The following is a 22,624-nucleotide window of genomic DNA, read 5'->3' as shown; positions in this document are numbered from 1 at the left end:
TTGAATTTTGAATTTTGAATTGGTATAACTACTGCTTACTGAGCTGTAACTAAATAAGCTGATGGAATGGCTGGTACGCGTCCAGCATTGACTAGTGCTTGGTAGACAAAAGCTGCTACTTCAGCTCTGGTTGCATCGCGATTAGGATTAAGTTGCTTAACTGTGGGATAGTTAATCACTAATTGCCTTGCTGTCGCTGCTGCAATTTGATTTAGGGCATATTTGGGAATTTGGGCAGCATCCGTGTAGAAACTGAGAATATTTTGGTTGTCAGTGGTTAAATTCAGACCGCTAGCTAAAGCGACTAAAGCTTGTACTCTAGGAATTTGTTGCTGTGGTTTAAATGTGCCTTCAGGATAGCCAGAAACAAACTGACCTTGATAAGCAGATTGAATTGCTGCAAAAGCCCAAAAATTGCTGTTGACATCCTTAAATTGAATGGCTGGGCGTTTTGCTGGCGGTGTGAAAGCTTTGGTAATAATGGCGGCGAATTGAGCGCGAGTTACGGGATCGTTTGGTTTAAAGGCACCATCGGGAAAACCCGCAATAATTTGTTGGGAAGCTAAGGCTTCGATATAACCTTTTGCCCAGTAACCAGTAGGCACATCATTAAAGGCTGTAGCACCACCAACATTAGCAGCCACAAATTCTACAGAACCAAAGATGCGCTTTTGATCGATATCGTTGCCAATAGCACTAATTTTATTACTAGTTGTGGCATTATGCACATCATAACGAGTGTTATTCCGGATGAGGTTACCACCAGGATTTTCCGTAGTTCCCAAGTCTGGAAGGGCGCTAATAGTCGCTACTAGCCCATCCCGCTTATTGTTCTGAATGATATTTTTGCGGAGAACAGGTTTAGCAGTTTCGGAGATAAAAAGACCATCTTGGTTTTGGATAATTTGGTTTTCGACAACTAAAGGTGTGGAAGCTCCGCCGATCGCAATTCCAAAACCAGTATCCTGAAATAAGTTGTTGCGAATTTCACCTTGGGCAGATCTAGTTACGGAAATTCCATTACCTGTGTTCTGCACAAAGATATTATTTTCAATTTTGGGATTCCCTGTACCTGTGACAAATACTCCGTCTCTTACACTTTTAGTAAAGGTGTTATTTGTAATCAGGGGATTAGTGGATTCTACCCACACAGCCGTACCCCTTGTATTAGGGTTGGTGATAGTCAAACCGGCGATCGCTGTATTGTTTTCCGCCAGAATTGTAATATCCTGTCTGGCAAAGGTACGGCTAGTATAAAAACCGCCACCTGTAACTATGACAGTTTGACCTTTACTGGCTTCATCACCGCGCAGTGTAATCCCTGGTTTCATTAACAGCGGAAAAGTTTCTCCACTTTGCTGGTTATAAGTTCCCGCAGCGAGTTGAATCACTGTCCCTGCTTGAGCTTGACTCAGTGCAAAGGTAATAGTTTTAAAAGGTGCAGCTTGTGTTCCCCCACCGGCTGTATCTGCACCGTTGGCTGGGTTCACGTAAATTACAGTTCCAGTGGCGGGAACTTGGGCTATAAGATTTGGCGCGTAGGCGTAGCCCGTCGTAGACATCGCTTTCTGGGGACTGGGATCGGCATTGACCGCACCTGGTAAGATTAAACCAGTGGCAATAACTAATGCAGTAGTTAATCCGGCTCGCAATGGTAGATGAGATGTAGGACTACTGCCAAAAACAGAACTGAGATATTTGGCGGACAAAATTTCAAAACCCCGATATTTCATTTTTTAAGTCTGTGAAGTGCTGAATTAGGTTACCTTAAACAAGGTTTGAGGTAGCAGCGATCTAGCTACCAAACCCATGCAAAACTATACCGGATTGTTAGCGAATGATCAGCTAAATTCTGAAATACGTAAGTAAAAAACTTTTTTTGTTTTGTTAATAAATATTACAGTGCCGAAATTAATAGACAAAATATGATAATAAAAACCAATAGGGTACGTTAACAAACTGTAACGTACCCTATTTATGAGTGAGATATTTTTTATCGGCAGTCTCTAGGAAGTAATTCTAGACGCTTCTCTATGTAAAGTAGAAGTTGCAGGAGATGAGCTACCGTCAACTTCATTATTTGCTAGCTAACTGAGAATATGGGTTTAATTTTTATTTAGTAAGCCAGTGTTTCTAAAGTTTCCCGCAAATAGCGCTGTACTTGTTGTTCTAAAAGCAGCCCTTGTAATTGTACATGATGTTCTAATTGCCAGCGTTGGAAGCCAGAACTAGCGGCGATAGCGTATTTCAGGCTGTGCCAAATTTCACTATCATCAGTAAATTGGCGATCGCTAGAGGTGGGAATTTGAGCCATAATTTCTCATTCCTTGGTTTTACTTCAAAATTTAGCGCAGTTCTCATTTTCAGACAACTCTCTGCAGGAGACAGTTTAAATCTGCCTAAGGGACATCCAATTTTTTAAATACCCAATAAATTTGTAGTGCGAGCATCTTGCTCGCTTTTAAACACCAGCGAGCAAGATGCTCGCACTAGGAAATGTGGGTAATTTATTTTTTGTAAGTCCCTAACCTTCATCGGAGTTTTCTGCTTGGGGTGGTTCTGTGCTTTTTTTCCTTCCCCATAGGGAGTGAAATAACTGGGGCAATATTTGATTAACCCGTACCCCTACGATGGTGAAATCCTGCTGAATCTTTTCTAAAGGTAATGGTTTTATGGCTGCAAATTCTGTGTCATTCGTCACCAAAAGTCTGGCTACACTCACGGGAATTTGCAAAAACAAATTGCTGGCTAAAAAAGCTAAAGCAGCGAGCAGTAATCCCACACTCCGCCATTGGGGTAGAAAACTAGCAATGTTTGCTACCAGTGGAGTAATTTGATATATCTGCCACAGCACCCCTACTAATAATATTGCGGCTAAAACGGCCAAAAAGCGATTTAAATTTGTATTAATTAAACAAAGCATTTTGCGTTGCTCTTCAGTCAGATTTTCTGGCTTGAGAGCAATGCCCAAAATAGCGAATATGTAAAAAGGACGACTCAATTGCATCCACAGCAGTGGTAAAACACCGATGGATGCTACTAAAAAGAGTTCCATCCATACGGGTAAGACTGGCTCACCTATGGATAGGAACAGCACACACAAAAACAAAAAAATCGGCAGAGTCGCCAAACCGGCGAGATGAATCCACAAAATCGGTTCAGAGCGAAATGAGGCCATATTTACATTTATGCCTTGTAAGTCATCAGTGCTGAGTTGTAAGTTAGCAGTTGGAATTTTGAGAATGAACTCAAAACTCACAACTTGACTTAGAACTCAGCACTAGTAGACTCAACACTACTTTGTCAATGTCAGAGTGCGACGCTTGGTAACCATTTGATAAGCTTCGATGATGTCACCTTCAGCCCAATCATGGAATTTATCTATGCCAATACCGCATTCATAACCGGCATTGACTTCGCGAGCATCTTCTTTCATCCGTTTGAGGGAATCAAGAACGCCTTCGTAAACTACCTTACCGCCACGACGTACCCGCAGTTTGCAGTTGCGGACGAGTTTGCCAGATTGAACGTAACAACCAGCCACAGCTCCCCGACCAACTGGGAAAACAGCACGCACTTCGGTTTGACCTAAAGGTTCTTCTACCAATTCCGGTTCTAACAAACCTTCTAAGGCTCCTTGAATATCTTCTAGGAGTTTGTAGATAATGTTGTATTCCCGGACATCTACACCAGCTTCATCGGCGGCTTGTCTAGCGCCACTGGCGTAGGTGGTGTTGAAGCCAATAATGACGGCGTTACTAGCAGCAGCTAAGTCGATATCTGTTTCGGTGATTTCGCCAGCCGTAGCTAATAGCATCCGAATTTGGACTTCGTTTTGCGGAATTTGTCTGAGCGATCCCACAATAGCTTCCACTGAACCTTGGACATCGGCTTTGAGGATTAAGTTGAGTTCTTTTAGCTCGCCTTCCTGTGCTTGGGCCGATAAAGTTGTTAAAGTAACGCGACCTTGGAGTAAGCGAGATTGACGCTGTTTGTCGGCGCGATCGCCTGCTAAGGTACGAGCTTCTTTCTCGTTCTCGAAGACCTCGAATTCATCACCTGCTGCGGGAACGTCGCTTAAGCCCAGTACTTCCACTGCAAAGGAAGGGCTACCAGCTTCAACTCTCTTACCTCGGTCATCAACCATTGCCCGGACTTTACCAAATGCCGAGCCGGCGACTAACATATCGCCTACCTTGAGGGTACCATTTTGGATCAACAAGGTAGCAACTGCTCCCTTAGCTTTATCCAAATGAGCTTCAATGACGGTGCCTTTCGCCGGACGATCTGGGTTAGCAGATAGTTCGCCAACTTCAGCCACCAACAGAATCATTTCTAGGAGTGTATCCAGGTTTTCGCCCTTGATGGCACTCACGGGAACCATGATTGTTTCACCACCCCAATCTTCGGCGGTGAGACCGTAGTTGGTCAGTTCTTGTTTCACCCGCTCTGGTTGTGCGCCTTCTTTGTCAATCTTGTTAATTGCGACAACAATGGGCACTTCCGCCGCTTGAGCATGGCTAATCGCTTCGATAGTTTGGGGACGCACGCCATCATCAGCAGCTACTACTAACACGGCAATGTCTGTCACCCTAGCTCCTCTAGCCCGCATTGCCGTAAAGGCTTCGTGACCGGGAGTATCCAGGAAGACAATTTGATGTGGCTGACCTTCATGTTCGATGTCAACATGGTAAGCACCGATATGCTGGGTGATCCCGCCTGCTTCGCCTGCTGCCACTTTGGTTTTGCGAATGGAATCCAGGAGGGTAGTTTTACCGTGGTCTACGTGACCCATGATTGTCACTACTGGCGGACGACGATGGAGATTTTCCATGTCTGCCAAATCGAGCATTTCTGTGACTTTGCGGGCTTCTGCTTCTGGTTCAGCAGTTTCCACTTCTACTTCTAGCTCTTTGGCTACCAAAGTAATGGTAGGAATATCGAGATTTTGGGTGATACTCACTGCCATGCCTTTCATGAACAGGATTTTCACAATCTCTGTATCGGCGACAACCAGAAGGTCTGCCAGTTCTTGCACTGTCAAGGGACCTGTGACCACAACTTTAGCTGGACGCTCGCGCTTGACTTCTACATTCTCTTGGCGGCGATTTTGGTCGCGGTTAGCTGGCGCTCTTTTGCCTCTGGTTGTGGGGCCGGCGATCGCTACAGCTGGTTGCTGTGTCGGTCTAGCTGCCTTGGGCTTGGGCGGGCGAGCAATTGACAAGCTTACTTGGACAGTAGCTGGTATTTCTAGCCCTTCTTCATCTAGTAAATCTTCATCTTCAAAATCATCATCGAGGACTGGCTTGATGCGCTTGCCTTTAACGCCTGCCTTCCCTGATTTTTCCTTGATTTCGTCAATAATTTCTTCTTCTTGCCACTTTTTACCACCTTTTGCCGGACGGGGTGGAGTGGGACGTTTTAAGTCCAGCAGATCTGGTGGCACTACTTCATCAACGATAGCTGCTGCTTTACCGCCACCGCCTTGCATCGGTCTGGGTGGGGTAGCAACTGGCATCGCTGCTACAGCTTCACTGGGACGTACTGGTTTGCTGGGTCGTGATGGTGCATCGCCAAATTGTCCTGGTGCGCCTGGTGGTCGATTGCCTCTATTTTCCGGCTTGACTGGTGCTGGTGTCGGACGAGATTGTTTTTGAGGTAAAGACTGAGGCGATTGGTCAGTTGTTGGCTTTCCTGCCTTGGGCTTAATTTGCTCCCGGTCTTCATCCCGCCGTTGCTGACGTTCACGCTTGAGGATCGGTTTATCTGCTTGAGTTAGGGACTCCGGCGCTTCTGCTGCTTCAGCTACAGGTCGAGCGGGCGGGGCTGCTAGTTGTGGTTTTTGCGGTTTTTCTGGTCTAGGCCGCGATGTATTTGGTTTTTCTTGTCTTTCGGGTTTTTCCGATTTTTCTGCTGCTATTTTTTCTGTCGGCTGAGGTTGAGGCTTGCGCTCTGCGTCTGTGACAGCTGGTTGCTGTGGGTTCTCAGACACATTTCGGGGTACAGGTCGAGTTGGTGCCGTCGGCTGCATGGGCGAGACTGGTGTGGCAAAAGGCTTTGGAGGAGAGGGAGGATTAGCTTCAGAAGAAGCAAGTTGGTTATTGATTGCAACTGACGCCTCTGGGGCGTTGGATGTAGGATTTCTCAATATTTTGGGTTTACGAATTTCCAAAATTTGTTGTTTGTGGGGTGCGGCTGGTCGATTTTTCGAGCCAGCTTGTGAACTGTTGGGATGATTGGATATATTTTCTTTTTTTGCCGAACTACTCGTAGTTGCGAGTTTTTCCGCAGCTGAACGAATGCGTTCGGCTTCCGAGTCTGAAATTGTACTGCTATGGCTTTTGACCGCGATGTTGAGCTGGTCGCATATTGCTAATAGCTCTTTGTTATCCAAATTTAATTCCTTTGATAAGTCATAGATTCTAACTTTGCCGTTGTTCATGCACTCTTCCCCTTTAATTTACAGTTTTAGCGGATGGTTGCCTGGTTTGTGACATCTCCATCCTTTGATTACTGTTTTTTGGTTGCCGTTTAGATTTTTGCCGTGCCTCCAATAAGGAAAGAGAGATGTCTCGGTTAATCTTGGCATCCCCACCCAAAATGATGGTTGACGCCGAACCGCGCAATAGCGCTACCAGTTTGCCATTCTGTAGTTTTTTGTTTTGCTGATTCTGAGTCTTCCACAACACAATCGAGTAAAACTTGTTGGGAGTATTGCTCCACCTCTCACCAGATTGTATGAGAGCCGTTTCTCAACTACACCCCTTTACTATTTTGGCACTAACCCAAGCATTCTAGAGAGATGATGTTGCTAGCCTAAGTTCGGCTATTAGCAAAACTCACTAGAGATTACCGTCACAAATTTCTTTAACTAGAATTTGATGACTGGTGATTGCTTTTGGCTAGACGCTGCCACAATGTTTGGTACAGTGTTTCTGGCACTGTTGCATGTAGCGATCGCCCTAGTCGATTTTTTTTCTGAGCCGCTTGCAGGCAGCTAGTTTGCGGGCATATATAGGCAGAACGCCCCATGCCCTCATCTAATTGTACCGTTCTCGACTCAAAGACGCGGACAATCCGCCAAAACTCTTCTTTTAGTGCTACTCGGCGACAACTTATACATCGCCGATAATTTGGTTTCATTTATTTTGTGCTACCTCACTTTAGCAGTTTGGTTAAAAAATAGAGGTTGCCCATCTATTTTTGCTTTTACCAAGGTTGCTAAATGTCAGGTAATTTCTATAAACTTCCTGTAAAGAATCTTACCAAAACTCCATAAAATTACTAAACTACTCGTCATCATTTTTATCAAAAGAGTCATCTTCTAATTCTAATTCTTCCTGATTTTCATCATCTTCTAGTTCTTCTAGTTCTTCTAATTCTTCTAGTTCTTCTAATTCCTCTTCATCCTCTAATTCTTCTTCATCCTCTAACTCTTCTTGTTCTGCTTGATATTTAGCACGAGATGCCAGGAATTTAGCATCTTCTGCGGCATGGTCGTATTTTGCTTTATCTTTGATGTCAATCTTCCAACCAGTTAAACGTGCTGCTAATCGGACGTTTTGCCCTTCTTTACCAATTGCCAAGCTGAGTTGGTCTTCAGCTACTAGTACATGGGTTTGCCGAGTTTCTGGGTCCATGAGGCGTACTTCATCTACCCTGGCTGGACTGAGCGCATTAGCAATGTAGGTAGCTGGGTCTGGAGACCAGCGAATGACATCGATTTTTTCACCTCGTAATTCGTTAACTACCACTTGAATCCGCGATCCCCGCGCGCCGATACAAGCGCCGACTGGATCGACATCGCGATCGAGGGTATCAACAGCAATTTTAGTCCGAGGGCCTACGTAACGGGAAGGGGGATTAGCTTCTCTAGCTACGGCGACAATCCGCACAACTTCATCTTCAATTTCGGGGACTTCGTTAGCGAATAAATAAACTACTAAACCCGCATCAGCGCGGGATACCAATAATTGCGGGCCTCTTTGCTGTCCTTGAGAAACTTTTTTCAGATATACCTTAAATGTAGCGTTGGCTCGGTAATTATCATTAGGTAATTGTTCGCGTTTCGGTAATTCTGCTTCTACTTCTGGTTGACCAAAGCCACTGCTGACAGCCAAAATTACTGATTGACGCTCAAACCGCAAGACTCTGGCTTGTAAAACTGTACTTTCTAAGTCTTGGAATTCTTCTTGCACCATCTGGCGCTGTTGATCCCGCAATTTTTGCGCCAATACTTGCTTGGTTTGCATCGCCGCCATCCGCCCAAATTCACCTTGGTCTGGGGTGACATCTAACACTACAGAATCGCCTAACTGAGCTTCTGGTGCTACTTGTTGCACTTCATCTAAGGATATTTGATGATCGGTATTACTAACTTCTTCAACTATAGTTTTTGTAGACAGAACACGAAAACCTTCACCTTCAATATCTAGTTCAACTTCAAAGTTATCAAAGTAATCTTCATCAAATTGTTTGCGCTCTAAATTTTGGGCACGACGGTAGCGTTCGTAACCTTTAAGTAAGGCTTCTCTAATTGCTGATTGCACTGCCAGCCGAGGTAAATTGCGTTCGCGACTGATACTTTCAATTAAATCTTTTAATCCAGGTAAACTAACCATTGACATAAAATAATCTCCTTTAAAAATTAAGGAATAGGGATTAGGTACTAGGGATTAGGGACTAGGGGATAGGGATAAGAGAATAGAGATTAGAGACTAGATAATATGTAGTAACAACTACACATAAGAGACTAAGGATTAGAGAAAACATTTACTCTAGTCCCTAGCCTCTCGCCTCTAGCCTCTAGTCTCTAGCCTCTATCCCCTTGGTTATCGGGGTTCGTCCAGCTGTACCCTAGTGATGAGAGTACGGGGAATTTCGACTACACGACCTTTTTGGTTTAAATAAACCGTTTGCTCATCCCGGCGAATCAACTGACCTGTCCACTCTTGCTGTCCGTCGTGGGGTGGATAAGTGGAAACGATTACAGGAAATCCTTTGAAAGAAATAAATTCCCTGTCTGTCGCCAGTTGTCGCGAAATACCAGGACTAGACACTTCCAAGACATAAGTATCTGGAATAATCTCCACCGCATCTAAGGAAGCTTCTAAAGCACGGCTCATGCGTTCGCAATCATCTAATCCAGTATCTTGCTGGGGATTACGAATATCTACCCGTAAAATTGGTGGACGTTGGTTAGTATGAAAAACCACGCCAACAATTTCTAATCCCAGTTCTTCCGCTACTGGTGTCGCCAATTCAATAATTTGTGGGACTAAGGGATGAGTCATGCAAAAATCCAATAAAAAAAGTGGGCTTCGACCCACTTCCTGCGATAGGGATATCTTCCAAGAAGTCTTGTGCCGAACTCAAAAAAGTTCGACTCTGATCTGAGTTTAGCGCATTTCTTTTGAAGGTGGTCAATGGTCATTAGTCAATGGTCATTAGTCATTTGTCATTGGTCATTTGTCTTCGTTGTCTCCCTTATCCTCCTTGTCTCCCTTGTCCCCCTTCCCTGTTCACTTACTGATCTCGCCTAGCTAGGGCGCTACTTTCTACTGCTGGGGGGAATGGAACTCTGGTACGTAGTTGTCTGGTTTGCTCGACGATTTGGTCTATGTCTTCTTGGGATAGGCGCTGAACATAGTTGAGTTTGACTTCTTCTAAAAAGTCGAATAGCAAACTTTGCAGTTCTGTAAGTACTTGTTTTTTCTGGATTTCTGAACCTAAGGCTTGGCTGAAGCGTTCTACGAGTTTGCTGGTGAGTTTTGCGCCAACGGGATCTTCGACGGCGCTGACTAGGGCATTATATAAACTAGTGGTGATTTGGGTGGCTAGTTGCTCGCTGAGTTGGGTTTGGGTTTGTCCTACGCCGGGGAGTGTTTGCAAGTTACGGTACATGGGTACTTGCTGAAAGGCTGTGTTGATGTTGTGGCGTAAAATGGCGGTAATTTCTGGTTGAATTTGCGGTAATACTTGGTAAACGACGGTTTGGACTAAAATTCCGGCGATCGCTTCTATCTCATTAACATTATTTATATCTATATATGGACGCAAATTCTCTTGTTGTTTGAGCCAATTTGTAAATTCACCTCGCTGAATAGATCCCTGAATTTGGTTAATTACCCTAATTACTACAATTTCTGTGATTTCTTCGGCAAAATTGGCGACGATTCCTTGATTAATTTGTCGCCACACTGGACGTAAATTTACTAACCGCGCTTGATCTAGACGAATCACTACGGGGATCGCTCGCAACCATCGCCAAAATGGTAGCAATAATAATAAATCGTACCAACGCCACAATACAGCATCTAACCAGTTAAAACCTGGATGGCTGCGTTTTATCAAAAAGCTGCGGACTAATAACTCGAAAGCAAATAAACCGATAAAGGGTATGTCAATTAGCCAAAAATTATCCAGTAAATCTCCATCTTCACCAATGCGGCGATAGTAGTTTGTGGCTATTAAGGGACGAAGATTTTGCTTGAAAAAAATAATTTCGGAATTCCAACCCTTTTGCGATAAATAAGCCTGACTCCAAAAAGTTCTAAATGCTTGTTTAGCGGATTCTTGACCGACGCGATCGCGCATTCGGTTTTTTATTTTTTCTAAGGTACCACTTTTACCCACACCAGCAAAGGGATTGCTTTCTATTATCTCGATGCTCAGACTGCTAATTTCTTCTAGCTTGGCTTTTACCTGAGGTGACTGTAACCCTGTCTGGCTTACCTGTTCTTCTAATGCGTCTACGGCTTTAAGATAATTATTGGTTTCTCGATGGGGTTCAATTCCCTTAATGGGGTCATAAATTTGGGTAATTTGCGGTAATTTTCGTAAATAAAAATCACGCCAAGGTACGTAACTTAAATTAAACAAAACTAAGCATAAATTTACAGTGGCAGTAATTGCCATCAATCTTTCAAAATACAGTTGCGATCGCTTTAAAGGTTTGGAATCTACCATTTTTAAGTAATTATTTATACTCTAATTGTGTAGAAAATTTTAACTTCTATAGTTTTAGGACTTTTTAGAGGTCAGCGCAACTGTTAAAAAATATTTCTAACGAAGGATGAAAATATATTCATATTTTATTAAATAAATTAACCTATCAAAGTATTTTTAATCAAAAATCATTAATCATAATCAAAACAGATGTTAAAGAAACTTAAAATGCATCTGTACGCCTCTTCGATTCGGCTGATTTCAACCAAAGGAGTTTCAATTTATGTGGTGTGGCTTTGGAAAATCAAGTATTAGCATTGTGACTGCTTGCCTGGTAACTGCAACTGTAGTATCTTCAAGTGCTTCTTTTGCTGCGCGCCAGCGTAACTATACCCCACAGGAATTTCGTTCTGTGTTGCGCGGTTTGGGCTATAAGATAACTGTAAACAATTCACCCCTGACGGATAACGAAGCAAAACAAGCAATCCGTGAATTTCAGAAAGGTTACAAGTTAGGTGTGGATGGGATAGCCGGGCCAAAAACTCAAGATTGGGCGGCGCAGATAATGCAAATTTTGCAAGCAAATTTAAATGTAGTAGTGAAGCCGACAAAACCCCTACCCCGCGATCAATTTTATGGGCCTCAAACAGAAGCGGCGGTAAAGGAAGCTCAGAAAAAATTCCAGTTAAAAGAAACCGGGATTGCTGATTTAGTATTCCGTCAAAAGCTGAATGCAGAGGCTAAGTCAGCTATCGGTGGCTCGGAACCCAAGCCATCGCCTACACCGACGGCTAAACCAACTACTAAACCAAGAACGACAACACCATCACCATCGCCATCACCGACAGCATCCCCGTCGCCGACAGCATCACCATCACCATCGCCATCGCCATCGCCATCGCCGACAGCATCACCATCACCATCACCATCGCCGACAGCATCGCCATCGCCAACATCTTCACCTACAAGCTAGACTTTTTTCTACTTTACCAATTTCAACTTTTTTGAGTTGGTTCTTCTAAAGGTCTGCCTTTAGGTGATGGTAACATTGGCCGACGGTCATCATAAGGCATGGGAATATACTGAACTGTGGGTCTACCTCCTTGTGGTTGAGGATACAGATCCATGAGTTCATAAATAGAATGGGGCAATCCAACCGTAACGGGTAGCCCCATTTCTGTTGCTTCCTCTACGGTAATGGGGTAGTCGTGGGTGACACGCCCTGTTGTTAAAGCTTCAATAATTGGTTCAATATTTTCTGGGCTGACTTTTTGTTTAGGAATACTGTCTTTGAGTAAAGTCCTCACAAAGCGCTGAACTTGTTGAATGGCTTTAGCTGACAAGTCTGCCATGATTAAAGTTTGGTCATCAATTTCACCGATGGGTTTATCTTTTACCACCTTGAGGATACTTGCTGCGGGGAAGTTACCTAATTGGGGATCGACTGGCCCTAAGACAGCATTGGCATCCATAACTATTTCATCAGCAGCTAGCGCCAGCATAGTGCCACCACTCATGGCGTAGTGGGGTACAAACACAGTAACTTTTGACGGATGGCGAATTAATGCTCTAGCAATTTGTTCGGTAGCTAAAACTAAACCGCCTGGAGTGTGCAAAATTAAATCGATGGGAACTTCTGGGGGAGTGAGGCGAATTGCCCGTAGTATTTGTTCTGAGTCTTCAATGGTAATGTAGCGTGATAGGGGTATGCCTAGTAAACTGATAGACTCTTGACGGTGAATGAGAAAAATTACTCGGCTGTTACGCCCGCGTTCAAATTCTTGTAAAGCACGTAAACGACGATATTCAATTTGACGCTTTTGCCAGATGGGTTGCAGGGAAGAGAAGAGAAGGAAAATCCAGAATAAATCGCCAATACCAAAGGCCATAGAATCGATTGTCCCAAAATAACAGTTGTCGTCATTTATTGTGACAATTTTCAGGCGATCGCAATTCTATCTACAGGTCTATTAAGTTATTTAAAATTACAATAATTCTTCTAAATCATCAGGATTTACGCCTAATTGTCGCAAACGTTCTGCTAATAGTCGCCCGCCTGAGAATGAATTAAGAGGCTCATAGCCCAAGTAGGGGCGGGTTAAGCGAGATAGTCGTGAATTATTGGAGCATATCTGTAAACCCGCCCCTACTGAAGCAGACTCAAGATTTTGAGGATCGCATAACTTTTCTCAGGCTGGTGATTCTGAGATATCACTTAGGCATTAGTATAAAAAATTTTGTAGTAATTAGTAATAAATAACTATATTTGCCTAAATATCTTGGGGAATACTGAAATTTAGTCCTAATCAAGGTGTATGAAAGATGGCAGATACTCAAGTCAGTGCAAAACTTACCGCAGCAGATAGAGAAGCGGTGATGGAAGCTATAGGTACGATTCGCCAAAAGTTACCGTTTTTGATTGATTTGTCTACAGAGGAACGTAAAGCTTTACCGAAGCTGGGGGATAAGAGTCGCGCGTTTGTGAGTAAGGCGTTGGAAATAGCTGCACAAAACCCTGATTTCTTACCGCGTTCTTTTGATGTGGATGAAATGCGGCGAGATATTGAATTATTTGAAGCTTTATATCCAATTTTGCTTTCGTTGACGCAATTGCAAGAACTGGTGGATGATACTTCTGTGGCTGTTGGCAGTGAAGCTTATGCGGCGGGTTTGCTGGTATATAACTATGCCAAAGCTAGTGGTAAAGGCGCTGGTTTAGATTCGATGGTTGATGATTTGGGGCGAAGATTTGCCCGGAAAGCGAAAAAAGTGCAACCGCAAATGTCGTAATTTGATGAAGTCTAGCATTTATCGTTATTGGTGAGGGATAAGAACCCCACCCCCAACCCCCTCCCCGCAAGCGAGGAGGGGGCTATGATGTAACTCATGTGGTTAGGAAAGGCTATAAATCGACGTTTGTAGATAAAAACATCAACTTTGAGCTTCTGAGCTTGGGTGTTTTAGTTTTAAGTGAAAAACTCCGAGTCAGAAGCTTAAATTTTGTGGTTTGAAGTGAGAATGTTTTCGTTTCCAGTGAGAACGTTTTCGTTTTAGGTGAGAATGTTTTGGTTTCAAACGAGAACGTTTTGGGTTGAAGTGAGAACGTTTTCGTTTCCAGTGAAAATTTTTGTGTTTAGAACTAAACAGTTGCTCTTTAAAGAAATTATCATGACAAAACAAGCATATCGGTAGGGACATGGCATCCACAGACTTTCGGTGATAACGATAAAATATCGGTGCCGTGCCCCTACAAGCGGGATAATTTATTTGTTGATGTTCCCTAAAGAACCATAGCTAGGGTAAGTTAAGCTAACGCCTGATATTTTTGTAGAGCAATACAGTTTATTTCAGCAACAACTCAAGGATATCAAAGCTAATTGTGCGATCGCGGCACCAAGGCTGATAATTAGCGAGGTATCACAAACAAAAAGATCCCCGACTTCTTCAAGAAGTCGGGGATCTGAGACTGATAATTAGTGCGTTTGCGGACAATTTCTTTAGTAGCATCATCAATCATTGTGTTGAGCTATCAGCATTGCATTGATATGGGTGAAAATTCTATCTAGTTCGCCAATTTCTTCTAGTTCGATTACTTCTTCTGGAGTTAGTAAGTCAGCTTTTTTGCGTTCTAACAGTTCTTCCATCCGTGCTTGCAGTTCATCATTAAATTTAAACAGGTTAAATTTATCCAGCTTTTCTATTTTGATACTGCCAATCAAGGATGAAGGTCTAGCAATTACAGTTGTCATAGTTAGGGCGATATATTTTATCGATATGTGCTTTTATTCTAGTGTTTTGATAAGTTTTAACTAGTTAACCTTCGAGTAAAACTGCGCGCACCTTAATTATCTGTTTACTGTGTTGATGCTGTTATTGTACAACTGGCTGCGTCGCCAAATTTTGATATTTCCGCTAGAGTCTCCCGCAGCTAGCCCATCTCCATTGGGGGTAAAGGCGACAGAAAAAACTCGGTCAAAATGAGTCAGGCTGTGAATTTCTTTACCTGTTGATATTTCCCACAGTTTGATCGTCCTGTCGTAACTACAAGTAGCGAGAATTTGCCCATCACTACTGATGGCTACGGAACTAACCCAGTCAGAATGACCAGTGAGGGTGCGAATTTCCTTTCCTGTTGTCACCGACCACAGTTTTATCGTCCTGTCGTAACTACAAGTAGCGAGAATTTGCCCATCACTACTGATGGCTACGGAATGAACCGAGAAAGAATTACCCGTGAGGGTGCAAATTTCCTTTCCTGTTGTCACCGACCACAGTTTTATCGTCTTGTCGCTACTACCACTAGCGAGAATTTGCCCATCACTACTGATGGCTAAGGAATTAACCCAGTGGGAATGACCAGTGAGGGTGCGAATTTCCTTTCCTGTTGTCACCGACCACAGTTTTATCGTGTTGTCCCTACTACCACTAGCGAGAATTTGCCCATCACTACTGATGGCTACGGAATTAACCCAGTCAGAATGACCAGTGAGGGTGCGAATTTCCTTTCCTGTTGTCACCGACCACAGTTTGATCGTCTTATCATGACTACCAGTAGCGAGAATTTGCCCATCACTACTGATACCTACGGAATTAACTCCTTCAGAATGACCAGTGAGGGTGCGAATTTCTCTTCCGGTGGTCACCGACCACAGTTTGATCGTCCTGTCGTAACTACAAGTAGCGAGAATTTGCCCATCACTACTGATGGCTACGGAACTAACCCAGTGGGAATGACCAGTGAGGGTGCGAATTTCCTTTCCTGTTGTCACCGACCACAGTTTGATCGTTGTGTCCTCACTACCACTAGCGAGAATTTGCTCATCACTACTTATGGCTACGGAACTAACCCAGCGAGAATGACCAGTGAGGGTGCGAATTTCCTTTCCTGTTGTCACCGACCATAGTTTGATAGTCTTGTCCCTACTACCACTAGCGAGAATTTGCCCATCACTACTGATGGCTACGGAACTAACCCAGTGGGAATGACCAGTGAGGGTGCGAATTTCCTTTCCGGTGGTCACCGACCACAGTTTGATCGTCCTGTCGTAACTACAAGTAGCGAGAATTTGCCCATCACTACTGATGGCTACGGAATTAACTCCTTCAGAATGACCAGTGAGGGTGCGAATTTCCTTTCCACTTGTCACCGACCACAGTTTTATCGTCCTGTCCCCACTACCACTAGCGAGAATTTGCCCATCACTACTGATGGCTAAGGAACTAACCCAGTGGGAATGACCAGTGAGGGTGCGAATTTCCTTTCCTGTTGTCACCGACCACAGTTTGATCGTTGTGTCCTCACTACCACTAGCGAGAATTTGCCCATCACTACTGATGGCTACGGAATTAACTCCTTCAGAATGACCAGTGAGGGTGCGAATTTCCTTTCCTGTTGTCACCGACCACAGTTTGATCGTCTTATCATGACTACCAGTAGCGAGAATTTGCCCATCACTACTGATACCTACGGAATTAACTCCTTCAGAATGACCAGTGAGGGTGCGGAGAAGTTCACCTGTAGTTGATGAAAACAAGTGAATAACTGAACGTGCCACACTTGCTAAAATATCTTCCTTGGGGCTAAGGGCTATTTTCCCAGAAATACCTGGGAAGATGTGGACACATTCCCAAGATGGGGGTGTATTGGGACGAGATATTACTGGTTGTGTTGGCGGTATGGGACTTGCACCCAACAAATCCAACCACTCCTCCACCGACTGAGGACGCAACCTATAATTTAACGCCATCCCCTTCATAACTGCCTCATTCACCCTGTCGCTAACACTGCCATTCAACTCCTTGGGTGCTTGTAGCGTAAAATTTTGCAGTCTAGCTGGTGCTGGCATGGGCAATTGTCCAGTCACTAAAGAATATAATGTAGCGGCTAAGGCGTAAACATCTATATATTCTCCCCGTTGTTCGATGGGTGCATATTGTTCTGGTGGCGCGTAACCAGGGGTAAGACTTTCTGTATGTCGTTGAACTCCACCAGAAATAAATTGTCTCGCCAGCCCAAAGTCAATTAGCACTGCTTCTGGCTTACCCGCACGCATCATAATATTACTGGGCTTCAAATCCCGATGCAGCAAGCCTTTCTCATGAACTAATATCAAAGCTTCGCCAATTTGCCGAATATATTCCAGCGCTTCCGCTTCCGGTAACGCCCCTTTTTCAGTTATTCGCTTCCCCAAATCTTCGCCTTCAATGTACTCCATCGCCATACATGGCAAATTCTCCTCATCAAAGACATTTTCTACCTGCACAATATGAGGATGGCGACACAAAGCCAGCCGCAAAGCTTCATCACGAAAGTCATGCCGTAATTTATCTTGATGCGGTATCCAATCGGGATGATTGAGGATTTGTTCTCTGAGGGTTTTGATGACTCGCAATTCACCCCGTCGATTTTTCGCGAGATAGGTAATACCAACTCCACCTTCGCCCAATTTTCTCTCAATTATGTAGCGCCTACCAAATAACTCCTGCCCTGGATTCCACGCCATTGCTCAAGACTGTAATTTTACTGATATTTTATTTTGACATAGGCTTTCATACTTGACGGTGTGTTGCACTGCGTGACAACACACTCTTGTGGGATGGGCGTCTCGCCATTGATGTCAACTTAAGCTAAAAATAGCCTCTGTCTTAGCTTTGTCGTCCGCCTTTCGACTTCGCTCAAGGCTAATAGTCTAAGTCTACTGAAGTAGACTCAAGATTTTGAGTATATATTAGTCATCTTGAGATGACTTTGGCTATTAGCAAGGAACTTCAGTTCCTTGCGGTAACTGGGTTTCACCTTAAGTTGACACCAATGGGCATTGCCTTTCCCCTACGGTATCGGGTTTTGCGAAATGGTATTAGAACATTTCTCTGTCTATCAAAAATCTATATTTTATTATTAAATTTTGGCTAAAAAAATTGCTAGATTTAGCCAATTATTAGCTAATCTAGCAACTATAAATTATTTGCAAAAAATCTAATCTTGCGGTTCAATTCCCGCCGCCCGCAATTGTGCTGCTAATCTTTCAGCACGTTGTTTTTCTTGTTCAGCACGTTGTCGTTCTTGTTCGGCGCTCTGTCTTTCTTGTTCAACTAATTCTGAACCCCAAAGTAGTAAATTTCCTTCTTCATCCCACCAGCGCAACCAATTTCCGGTACGATTTTCACGAGTACCTTGCCATACAGCAAGATAAAGATTCATTTGGGCTATCCAGTAACGCTGGTTTTCGTTGGGGTTTTGGACAACGTATCTGCCAGTATTATTATCTAAACTATAAACTTCTAAATCTCCACTCTCAGGTTCAAAGATTGCATAATTTGGTGCTTTTAAGACGCATTCGTAAAAAAACCATTTACCTGGGGGGTAGGTGGGTTTGATGGAATATTCCCCACCTTCTGTATCAGAAAGAAATTCTATGACAATTACAGGAATGTCTCCCTGTAGCTGTGGTGTGTAACTGCGGGTTACATCTTCTCGATTAACGCTAATTTTGGGAATATACGCCCAGTCTGGGGCTTTGACGACAATTTTGCCATTTAATGTGGCGCAGATACCGTAATTTGTTGGTGTGAGGGCGTTGGGTGGAAGTTTACCAGCAAGTTCTAAACTTTGTGTTAGTGCAGCAGCTAAGGCTGGTTGGTTAATGTTGTCCACTGGATCGTCTGGGAGTTTGTAATCGTCGGGTAGTTTTTCCCAAGTAATTTGATAGTTTTGGGTGAGGGCTGTCATGGTGGGGTTTGCTTTGGTGTGGTGTCAACGTTGAAAAGAACCTCACCCCCCTACCCCCCTCTCCGCAAGCAGAGAGGGGGGAGGAATTTACCAAAGTCTCCTTTAGTGGAAGGATTTGGTGTGAGCAATTTAGCCCCTCCTCGCTTGCGGGGAGGGGTTGGGGTGGGGTTACTCATCTTCATCGGGCATTAAATCGTCTTCTGTGAGTTCTTGATGGGGGATAGCAGCAATAATTGCATCGATTACTTTGGAAACTGGTAAAATCTCGATATTAAGATCGGGAAATTTTGTTCCTTTGGGGACGATCGCTCTTTTAAATCCCAACTTCGCCGCTTCTTTTAACCGCAGTTCCATCTGGGAAACCGATCGCACTTGTCCCCCTAACCCGACTTCACCGATTAAAACTGTACCTGGATCGACAATGCGATCGCGGAAACTGGCAACAATAGCGATCGCAATTCCTAAATCTACGGCTGGTTCTTCTACGTTCAATCCCCCAGCCGAAGCGACGTAAGAATCCAACTTCGACATGGGAATTCCTACCCGTTTTTCTAGCACCGCTAAAATTTGCACTAAGCGGTTATAGTCTATCCCTGTAGCGGCGCGCCGGGGTGAAGGGTAACTGGTAGGGCTGACTAAAGCTTGCAATTCCACAACGATGGGGCGAGTACCTTCGCAAGCGACAACTATCGCCGTACCAGGTGCGGGATCGTCACGATTACCTAAAAATAACTCGGAAGGGTTAGGAACTTCACGCAATCCATGAGATACCATCTCAAAAATACCGATTTCGTGAGTTGCACCAAAGCGGTTTTTTACTGTCCGTAATAACCGATGGGAAGCAAAGCGATCGCCTTCAAAATACAATACGGTATCTACTAAGTGTTCTAAAACTTTCGGGCCTGCGATCGCTCCTTCTTTAGTTACGTGTCCTACAATTAACATTGTCACGTCTTCGTGCTTTGCCACTTTCATCAGTGCAGCAGTACATTCTCGAACTTGCGCTACGGAACCAGGTGCAGATGTCAGTGCCGGAAAAAACACTGTTTGAATACTATCAATTACTGCCACATTTGGTTTGAGGGAGTCTATTTCCCGGAGAATTTCTTCTAAATCGGTTTCTGGCAATATATATAAATCTGCACCTATACTGTCAGGGTTTATACTTTTAGGGTCTATAGAAACAGGTATGACTTCACTTTTAGGATCTATGGAAACAGGTGTTACTTCCTCTACAACTGTATTTTCATCGCCTACAACATTGACGCTTTTTGATACTCCTAAGCGGGATGCTCTTAATTTTACCTGTTGACCAGATTCTTCCCCTGTGACATAAAGGATGCGGTATCTCTGCGCTAACTGATTTGAGACTTGCAACAGTAAAGTAGATTTGCCAATTCCCGGATCGCCACCAATTAGCACCATCGAACCAGGAACCACCCCACCGCCCAAAACCCGATCTAATTCGCCATAGCCAGATTCCCAACGCGCAATTTGGCGATCGCTAATTTGATCGAATGTTAAAGAAGAGCGCGGTTTGGCTGGTTTAGCATGAGATTTGCCATTATTTTGTGCTGATTGCCAACCACTCACACCCCCCCGGCTGGGTATATCAACTGATGATTGGATAGAAATTTGCTCTTCTAAGGAATTGTAAGTGCCGCAAGCAGGACACCTACCAAACCATTGAGAAGATTCTGCTCCACAGTCGTTACAAATGTAAAAGGTTTTGGACTTTGCCATTCTTAAATCTAGTTAAATAATCTTAATTTTTCCTTAATTCTTGGAGAAAAGAAAAGTTCAATAATAGTAGTAGTTACAGCTTTTTTTCATGTAATTGATGGAATGATATCTTAATATTATGGTATTAAAAATTAATCATCAAAAATTTTAGTTAAGGAGCGTTGAGAAACTTGGAAAGTCATAAAGAAAAAATCCTGGTGGTAGACGACGAAGCCAGCATTCGCCGGATTTTGGAAACGCGCCTTTCGATGATTGGCTACGATGTAGTGACTGCGGGTGATGGAGAAGAAGCTTTAGAAACTTTTCGCAAAGCTGACCCCGATTTAGTAGTTTTGGATGTTATGATGCCAAAACTTGATGGCTACGGCGTATGCCAAGAACTACGCAAGGAGTCAGATGTCCCTATTATTATGCTAACAGCCTTAGGGGACGTAGCCGATCGCATCACCGGATTAGAGTTAGGCGCAGATGACTATGTAGTTAAGCCGTTCTCCCCCAAAGAGTTAGAAGCGCGGATTCGCTCTGTACTCAGACGGGTAGACAAAACCAGTGCTTCGGGAATTCCTAGTTCTGGGGTGATCCATGTTGCTAATATCAAAATTGATACAAATAAGCGACAAGTTTACAAAGGCGACGAGCGCATTCGCTTAACTGGTATGGAGTTTAGCTTACTAGAATTATTAGTCAGCCGCTCCGGCGAAGCTTTTTCCCGTTCGGAAATTTTGCAAGAAGTGTGGGGTTACACGCCAGAACGTCATGTAGACACCCGCGTAGTAGACGTACATATATCCCGTCTGCGAGCAAAATTAGAAGACGATCCCAGCAACCCAGAATTAATCCTCACCGCCAGAGGAACTGGCTATTTATTTCAACGGATAATTGAACCAGGCGAGGAGTGAACAAGGGAGCAGGGAAGGAAGACAAGGGAAACTTACCTATTGCCTTCTTACCCAATGCCCAATGCCCAATGCCCAATGCCCAATAAATAATGACAAAAACCGATCCCAATCTAGTTTTACGCCGTCTACCAATAGTAGTTGGTTGTTTAGGCGCGGTACTATTGCTAATTAATCGCTTATTGACACCAGAACTGACAGAATCCCAAGCGCGGGGGGATGTGCTGGGTGTGATTTTGAGTGCTGTGTTAATTTTAACGGGTTTAATTTGGCAGCAAGTACAACCGCGATCGCCTGACACTGTACAACTGATTGGGGAGGAAGGTTTTGTCTTGGCTGACGATTTACCAGAAGCCGTGAAAACAGAACTAGCTTGGGCATCACATTTATTATTAACTAACACCGTCACGCGATCGCTGGTAGTTTTTTATCAAGGTAAGGTTTTGTTACGTCGCGGTATTCTGGCTCCTAAATCGGAAGTAGTACCAGGGCCAATTTTAAAAAGGGTATTAGAAACCAAAAAGCCAGTTTATTTAGTTGCATTAAAAGTCTATCCAGGGCGAATTGAATTTGATTATTTGCCTGAAAACACTCAAGGGGTAATTTGTCAACCAATTGGTAATGAAGGCGTATTAATTTTAGGAGCAAATGCACCTCGCAGTTACACCAAACAAGATGAAAATTGGGTAGCAGGAATTGCTGATAAATTAGCTGTCACTCTTAGTTCTTCTTTGCAAGTCGCATCAGACAGTTAAATTAAACAATTAAATTGGAAAATTAAAAATTTATGCAAATTATTTATTGGTTACTGGTTGCAGTCATGATTGTCGGTATCATCGGCGCTGTAGTTCCTGCGATTCCTGGAACCAGTTTAATTTTAATTGCAATTATTATTTGGGGATTTGTGAGCAGTTCTTTTGCTGCAATTAAAATACCGCTAATTGTTACCATTATTGTCTTGCTGCTGAGTATTGGTGTAGATTTTTTAGCTGGGTACATAGGTGCAAAACAAGCCGGTGCTAGTAAATGGGGACAAATAGGCGCATTTGTCGGTTTACTGTTAGGATTTTTTGGCTTATTACCAGCTTTACCATTTGGCGGGCCTCTATTAGGTATTTTAATAGGGCCATTATTAGGTGCAATTATCGGTGAATACCTTTACCAGCGCCAATTAGGAACTGCAATCAAAGCCGGTATCGGTATTGTTGTAGGTACAGTAGTCGGAAATTTACTCCAAGGTATTTTAGCGATCGCAGCAGTTATTGTCTTCTTAGTGACAACTTGGCCGCAAGTATTTCCTAGTTAGCAC

19 protein-coding genes are annotated in these 22,624 nt (G+C 43.6%); 5 read left to right on the top strand and 14 right to left on the bottom strand.

Going from position 1 to position 22,624, the window contains the following annotated elements; all coding sequences use genetic code 11:
• Positions 1 to 35: 35 nt before the first annotated feature.
• The 9 genes from AACW45_RS07770 to AACW45_RS07730 form a co-directional block, all read right to left on the bottom strand.
• On the bottom strand, positions 36 to 1,733 hold the full coding sequence (locus AACW45_RS07770) for a DUF1565 domain-containing protein (protein WP_190632478.1): 1,698 nt from the start codon (positions 1,731 to 1,733) through the stop codon (positions 36 to 38).
• Positions 1,734 to 2,116: 383 nt separating this feature from the next.
• Positions 2,117 to 2,314, bottom strand: coding sequence for a hypothetical protein (locus AACW45_RS07765; RefSeq protein ID WP_190632477.1), 198 nt, complete (start codon positions 2,312 to 2,314; stop codon positions 2,117 to 2,119).
• A 210-nt stretch (positions 2,315 to 2,524) separates the two neighbouring features.
• Positions 2,525 to 3,178, bottom strand: a complete 654-nt coding sequence (locus AACW45_RS07760) for a low-complexity tail membrane protein (protein ID WP_190632520.1) — start codon at positions 3,176 to 3,178, stop codon at positions 2,525 to 2,527.
• Positions 3,179 to 3,295: 117 nt separating this feature from the next.
• Positions 3,296 to 6,442 (bottom strand): translation initiation factor IF-2, encoded by a 3,147-nt coding sequence (gene infB / locus AACW45_RS07755; RefSeq protein ID WP_190632476.1) that lies wholly within the window; start codon positions 6,440 to 6,442, stop codon positions 3,296 to 3,298.
• A 134-nt stretch (positions 6,443 to 6,576) separates the two neighbouring features.
• On the bottom strand, positions 6,577 to 6,723 hold the full coding sequence (locus AACW45_RS07750; RefSeq protein WP_190538389.1) for a hypothetical protein: 147 nt from the start codon (positions 6,721 to 6,723) through the stop codon (positions 6,577 to 6,579).
• A 144-nt stretch (positions 6,724 to 6,867) separates the two neighbouring features.
• Entirely contained in the window at positions 6,868 to 7,143 is a 276-nt protein-coding gene (locus tag AACW45_RS07745) for a YlxR family protein (RefSeq protein WP_096644639.1), read from the bottom strand.
• A 146-nt stretch (positions 7,144 to 7,289) separates the two neighbouring features.
• Positions 7,290 to 8,627: a transcription termination factor NusA gene (gene nusA / locus AACW45_RS07740; RefSeq protein WP_190632475.1), complete on the bottom strand. Its 1,338-nt coding sequence runs from the start codon at positions 8,625 to 8,627 to the stop codon at positions 7,290 to 7,292.
• A gap of 204 nt (positions 8,628 to 8,831) precedes the next feature.
• The gene (gene rimP, locus AACW45_RS07735) at positions 8,832 to 9,293 is read right to left on the bottom strand and encodes a ribosome maturation factor RimP (RefSeq protein ID WP_190632474.1); all 462 of its coding nucleotides are present in this window, start codon (positions 9,291 to 9,293) and stop codon (positions 8,832 to 8,834) included.
• A 232-nt stretch (positions 9,294 to 9,525) separates the two neighbouring features.
• On the bottom strand, positions 9,526 to 10,968 hold the full coding sequence (locus tag AACW45_RS07730; RefSeq protein WP_190632473.1) for a hypothetical protein: 1,443 nt from the start codon (positions 10,966 to 10,968) through the stop codon (positions 9,526 to 9,528).
• 262 nt (positions 10,969 to 11,230) lie between these two features.
• On the opposite strand from AACW45_RS07730, the gene AACW45_RS07725 reads away from it, so the two are divergent.
• Positions 11,231 to 11,920, top strand: a complete 690-nt coding sequence (locus AACW45_RS07725) for a peptidoglycan-binding domain-containing protein (RefSeq protein ID WP_190632472.1) — start codon at positions 11,231 to 11,233, stop codon at positions 11,918 to 11,920.
• 22 nt (positions 11,921 to 11,942) lie between these two features.
• On the opposite strand, the gene AACW45_RS07720 is transcribed toward AACW45_RS07725, so the two are convergent.
• Positions 11,943 to 12,836 (bottom strand): SDH family Clp fold serine proteinase, encoded by an 894-nt coding sequence (locus tag AACW45_RS07720; RefSeq protein WP_190632471.1) that lies wholly within the window; start codon positions 12,834 to 12,836, stop codon positions 11,943 to 11,945.
• A 433-nt stretch (positions 12,837 to 13,269) separates the two neighbouring features.
• On the opposite strand from AACW45_RS07720, the gene AACW45_RS07715 reads away from it, so the two are divergent.
• Positions 13,270 to 13,737: a hypothetical protein gene (locus tag AACW45_RS07715; protein ID WP_190632470.1), complete on the top strand. Its 468-nt coding sequence runs from the start codon at positions 13,270 to 13,272 to the stop codon at positions 13,735 to 13,737.
• Between the two features lie 719 nt (positions 13,738 to 14,456).
• Here AACW45_RS07715 and AACW45_RS07710 read toward each other — a convergent pair.
• The 4 genes from AACW45_RS07710 to radA all read right to left on the bottom strand — a co-directional run bounded on the left by AACW45_RS07710 (position 14,457) and on the right by radA (position 20,419).
• Positions 14,457 to 14,696, bottom strand: coding sequence for a hypothetical protein (locus AACW45_RS07710; protein WP_190632469.1), 240 nt, complete (start codon positions 14,694 to 14,696; stop codon positions 14,457 to 14,459).
• Positions 14,697 to 14,792: 96 nt separating this feature from the next.
• On the bottom strand, positions 14,793 to 17,450 hold the full coding sequence (locus AACW45_RS07705; RefSeq protein ID WP_190632468.1) for a protein kinase domain-containing protein: 2,658 nt from the start codon (positions 17,448 to 17,450) through the stop codon (positions 14,793 to 14,795).
• Between the two features lie 473 nt (positions 17,451 to 17,923).
• A complete protein-coding gene (locus AACW45_RS07700) occupies positions 17,924 to 18,676 on the bottom strand; it encodes a Uma2 family endonuclease (protein WP_190632467.1) in 753 nt (250 codons plus the stop codon).
• Between the two features lie 168 nt (positions 18,677 to 18,844).
• Positions 18,845 to 20,419, bottom strand: a complete 1,575-nt coding sequence (gene radA / locus AACW45_RS07695; protein WP_190632466.1) for a DNA repair protein RadA — start codon at positions 20,417 to 20,419, stop codon at positions 18,845 to 18,847.
• Positions 20,420 to 20,589: 170 nt separating this feature from the next.
• Between radA and rpaB the strand changes: the two genes are divergently transcribed.
• From rpaB to AACW45_RS07680, 3 genes are all read left to right on the top strand, one after another.
• Positions 20,590 to 21,318 carry a response regulator transcription factor RpaB gene (gene rpaB, locus AACW45_RS07690; RefSeq protein ID WP_045868271.1) on the top strand — a complete coding sequence of 243 codons (729 nt, stop codon included), beginning with the start codon at positions 20,590 to 20,592 and terminating at the stop codon, positions 21,316 to 21,318.
• Between the two features lie 89 nt (positions 21,319 to 21,407).
• A complete protein-coding gene (locus tag AACW45_RS07685; RefSeq protein ID WP_190632465.1) occupies positions 21,408 to 22,070 on the top strand; it encodes a cofactor assembly of complex C subunit B in 663 nt (220 codons plus the stop codon).
• 32 nt (positions 22,071 to 22,102) lie between these two features.
• On the top strand, positions 22,103 to 22,621 hold the full coding sequence (locus AACW45_RS07680; RefSeq protein ID WP_190538402.1) for a DUF456 domain-containing protein: 519 nt from the start codon (positions 22,103 to 22,105) through the stop codon (positions 22,619 to 22,621).
• Positions 22,622 to 22,624: the final 3 nt, after the last annotated feature.

Origin of the sequence: Calothrix sp. FACHB-168, assembly GCF_963889195.1 — a bacterium.
Lineage (GTDB): Bacteria > Cyanobacteriota > Cyanobacteriia > Cyanobacteriales > Nostocaceae > Aulosira > Aulosira anomala_A.
This window is presented reverse-complemented; position numbering and strand designations above follow the sequence as displayed.

Coding starts and splice junctions, on each gene's coding strand:
- AACW45_RS07765 (WP_190632477.1), bottom strand. CDS start 2,314: ATGGCTCAAATTCCCACCTCTAGCGATCGCCAATTTACTGATGATAGT.
- AACW45_RS07720 (WP_190632471.1), bottom strand. CDS start 12,836: ATGGCCTTTGGTATTGGCGATTTATTCTGGATTTTCCTTCTCTTCTCT.
- AACW45_RS07680 (WP_190538402.1), top strand. CDS start 22,103: ATGCAAATTATTTATTGGTTACTGGTTGCAGTCATGATTGTCGGTATC.
- AACW45_RS07710 (WP_190632469.1), bottom strand. CDS start 14,696: ATGACAACTGTAATTGCTAGACCTTCATCCTTGATTGGCAGTATCAAA.
- AACW45_RS07770 (WP_190632478.1), bottom strand. CDS start 1,733: ATGAAATATCGGGGTTTTGAAATTTTGTCCGCCAAATATCTCAGTTCT.
- AACW45_RS07730 (WP_190632473.1), bottom strand. CDS start 10,968: ATGGTAGATTCCAAACCTTTAAAGCGATCGCAACTGTATTTTGAAAGA.
- AACW45_RS07685 (WP_190632465.1), top strand. CDS start 21,408: ATGACAAAAACCGATCCCAATCTAGTTTTACGCCGTCTACCAATAGTA.
- AACW45_RS07700 (WP_190632467.1), bottom strand. CDS start 18,676: ATGACAGCCCTCACCCAAAACTATCAAATTACTTGGGAAAAACTACCC.
- AACW45_RS07760 (WP_190632520.1), bottom strand. CDS start 3,178: ATGGCCTCATTTCGCTCTGAACCGATTTTGTGGATTCATCTCGCCGGT.
- AACW45_RS07715 (WP_190632470.1), top strand. CDS start 13,270: ATGGCAGATACTCAAGTCAGTGCAAAACTTACCGCAGCAGATAGAGAA.
- nusA (WP_190632475.1), bottom strand. CDS start 8,627: ATGTCAATGGTTAGTTTACCTGGATTAAAAGATTTAATTGAAAGTATC.
- AACW45_RS07745 (WP_096644639.1), bottom strand. CDS start 7,143: ATGAAACCAAATTATCGGCGATGTATAAGTTGTCGCCGAGTAGCACTA.
- AACW45_RS07725 (WP_190632472.1), top strand. CDS start 11,231: ATGTGGTGTGGCTTTGGAAAATCAAGTATTAGCATTGTGACTGCTTGC.
- rimP (WP_190632474.1), bottom strand. CDS start 9,293: ATGACTCATCCCTTAGTCCCACAAATTATTGAATTGGCGACACCAGTA.
- AACW45_RS07705 (WP_190632468.1), bottom strand. CDS start 17,450: ATGGCGTGGAATCCAGGGCAGGAGTTATTTGGTAGGCGCTACATAATT.
- infB (WP_190632476.1), bottom strand. CDS start 6,442: ATGAACAACGGCAAAGTTAGAATCTATGACTTATCAAAGGAATTAAAT.
- radA (WP_190632466.1), bottom strand. CDS start 20,419: ATGGCAAAGTCCAAAACCTTTTACATTTGTAACGACTGTGGAGCAGAA.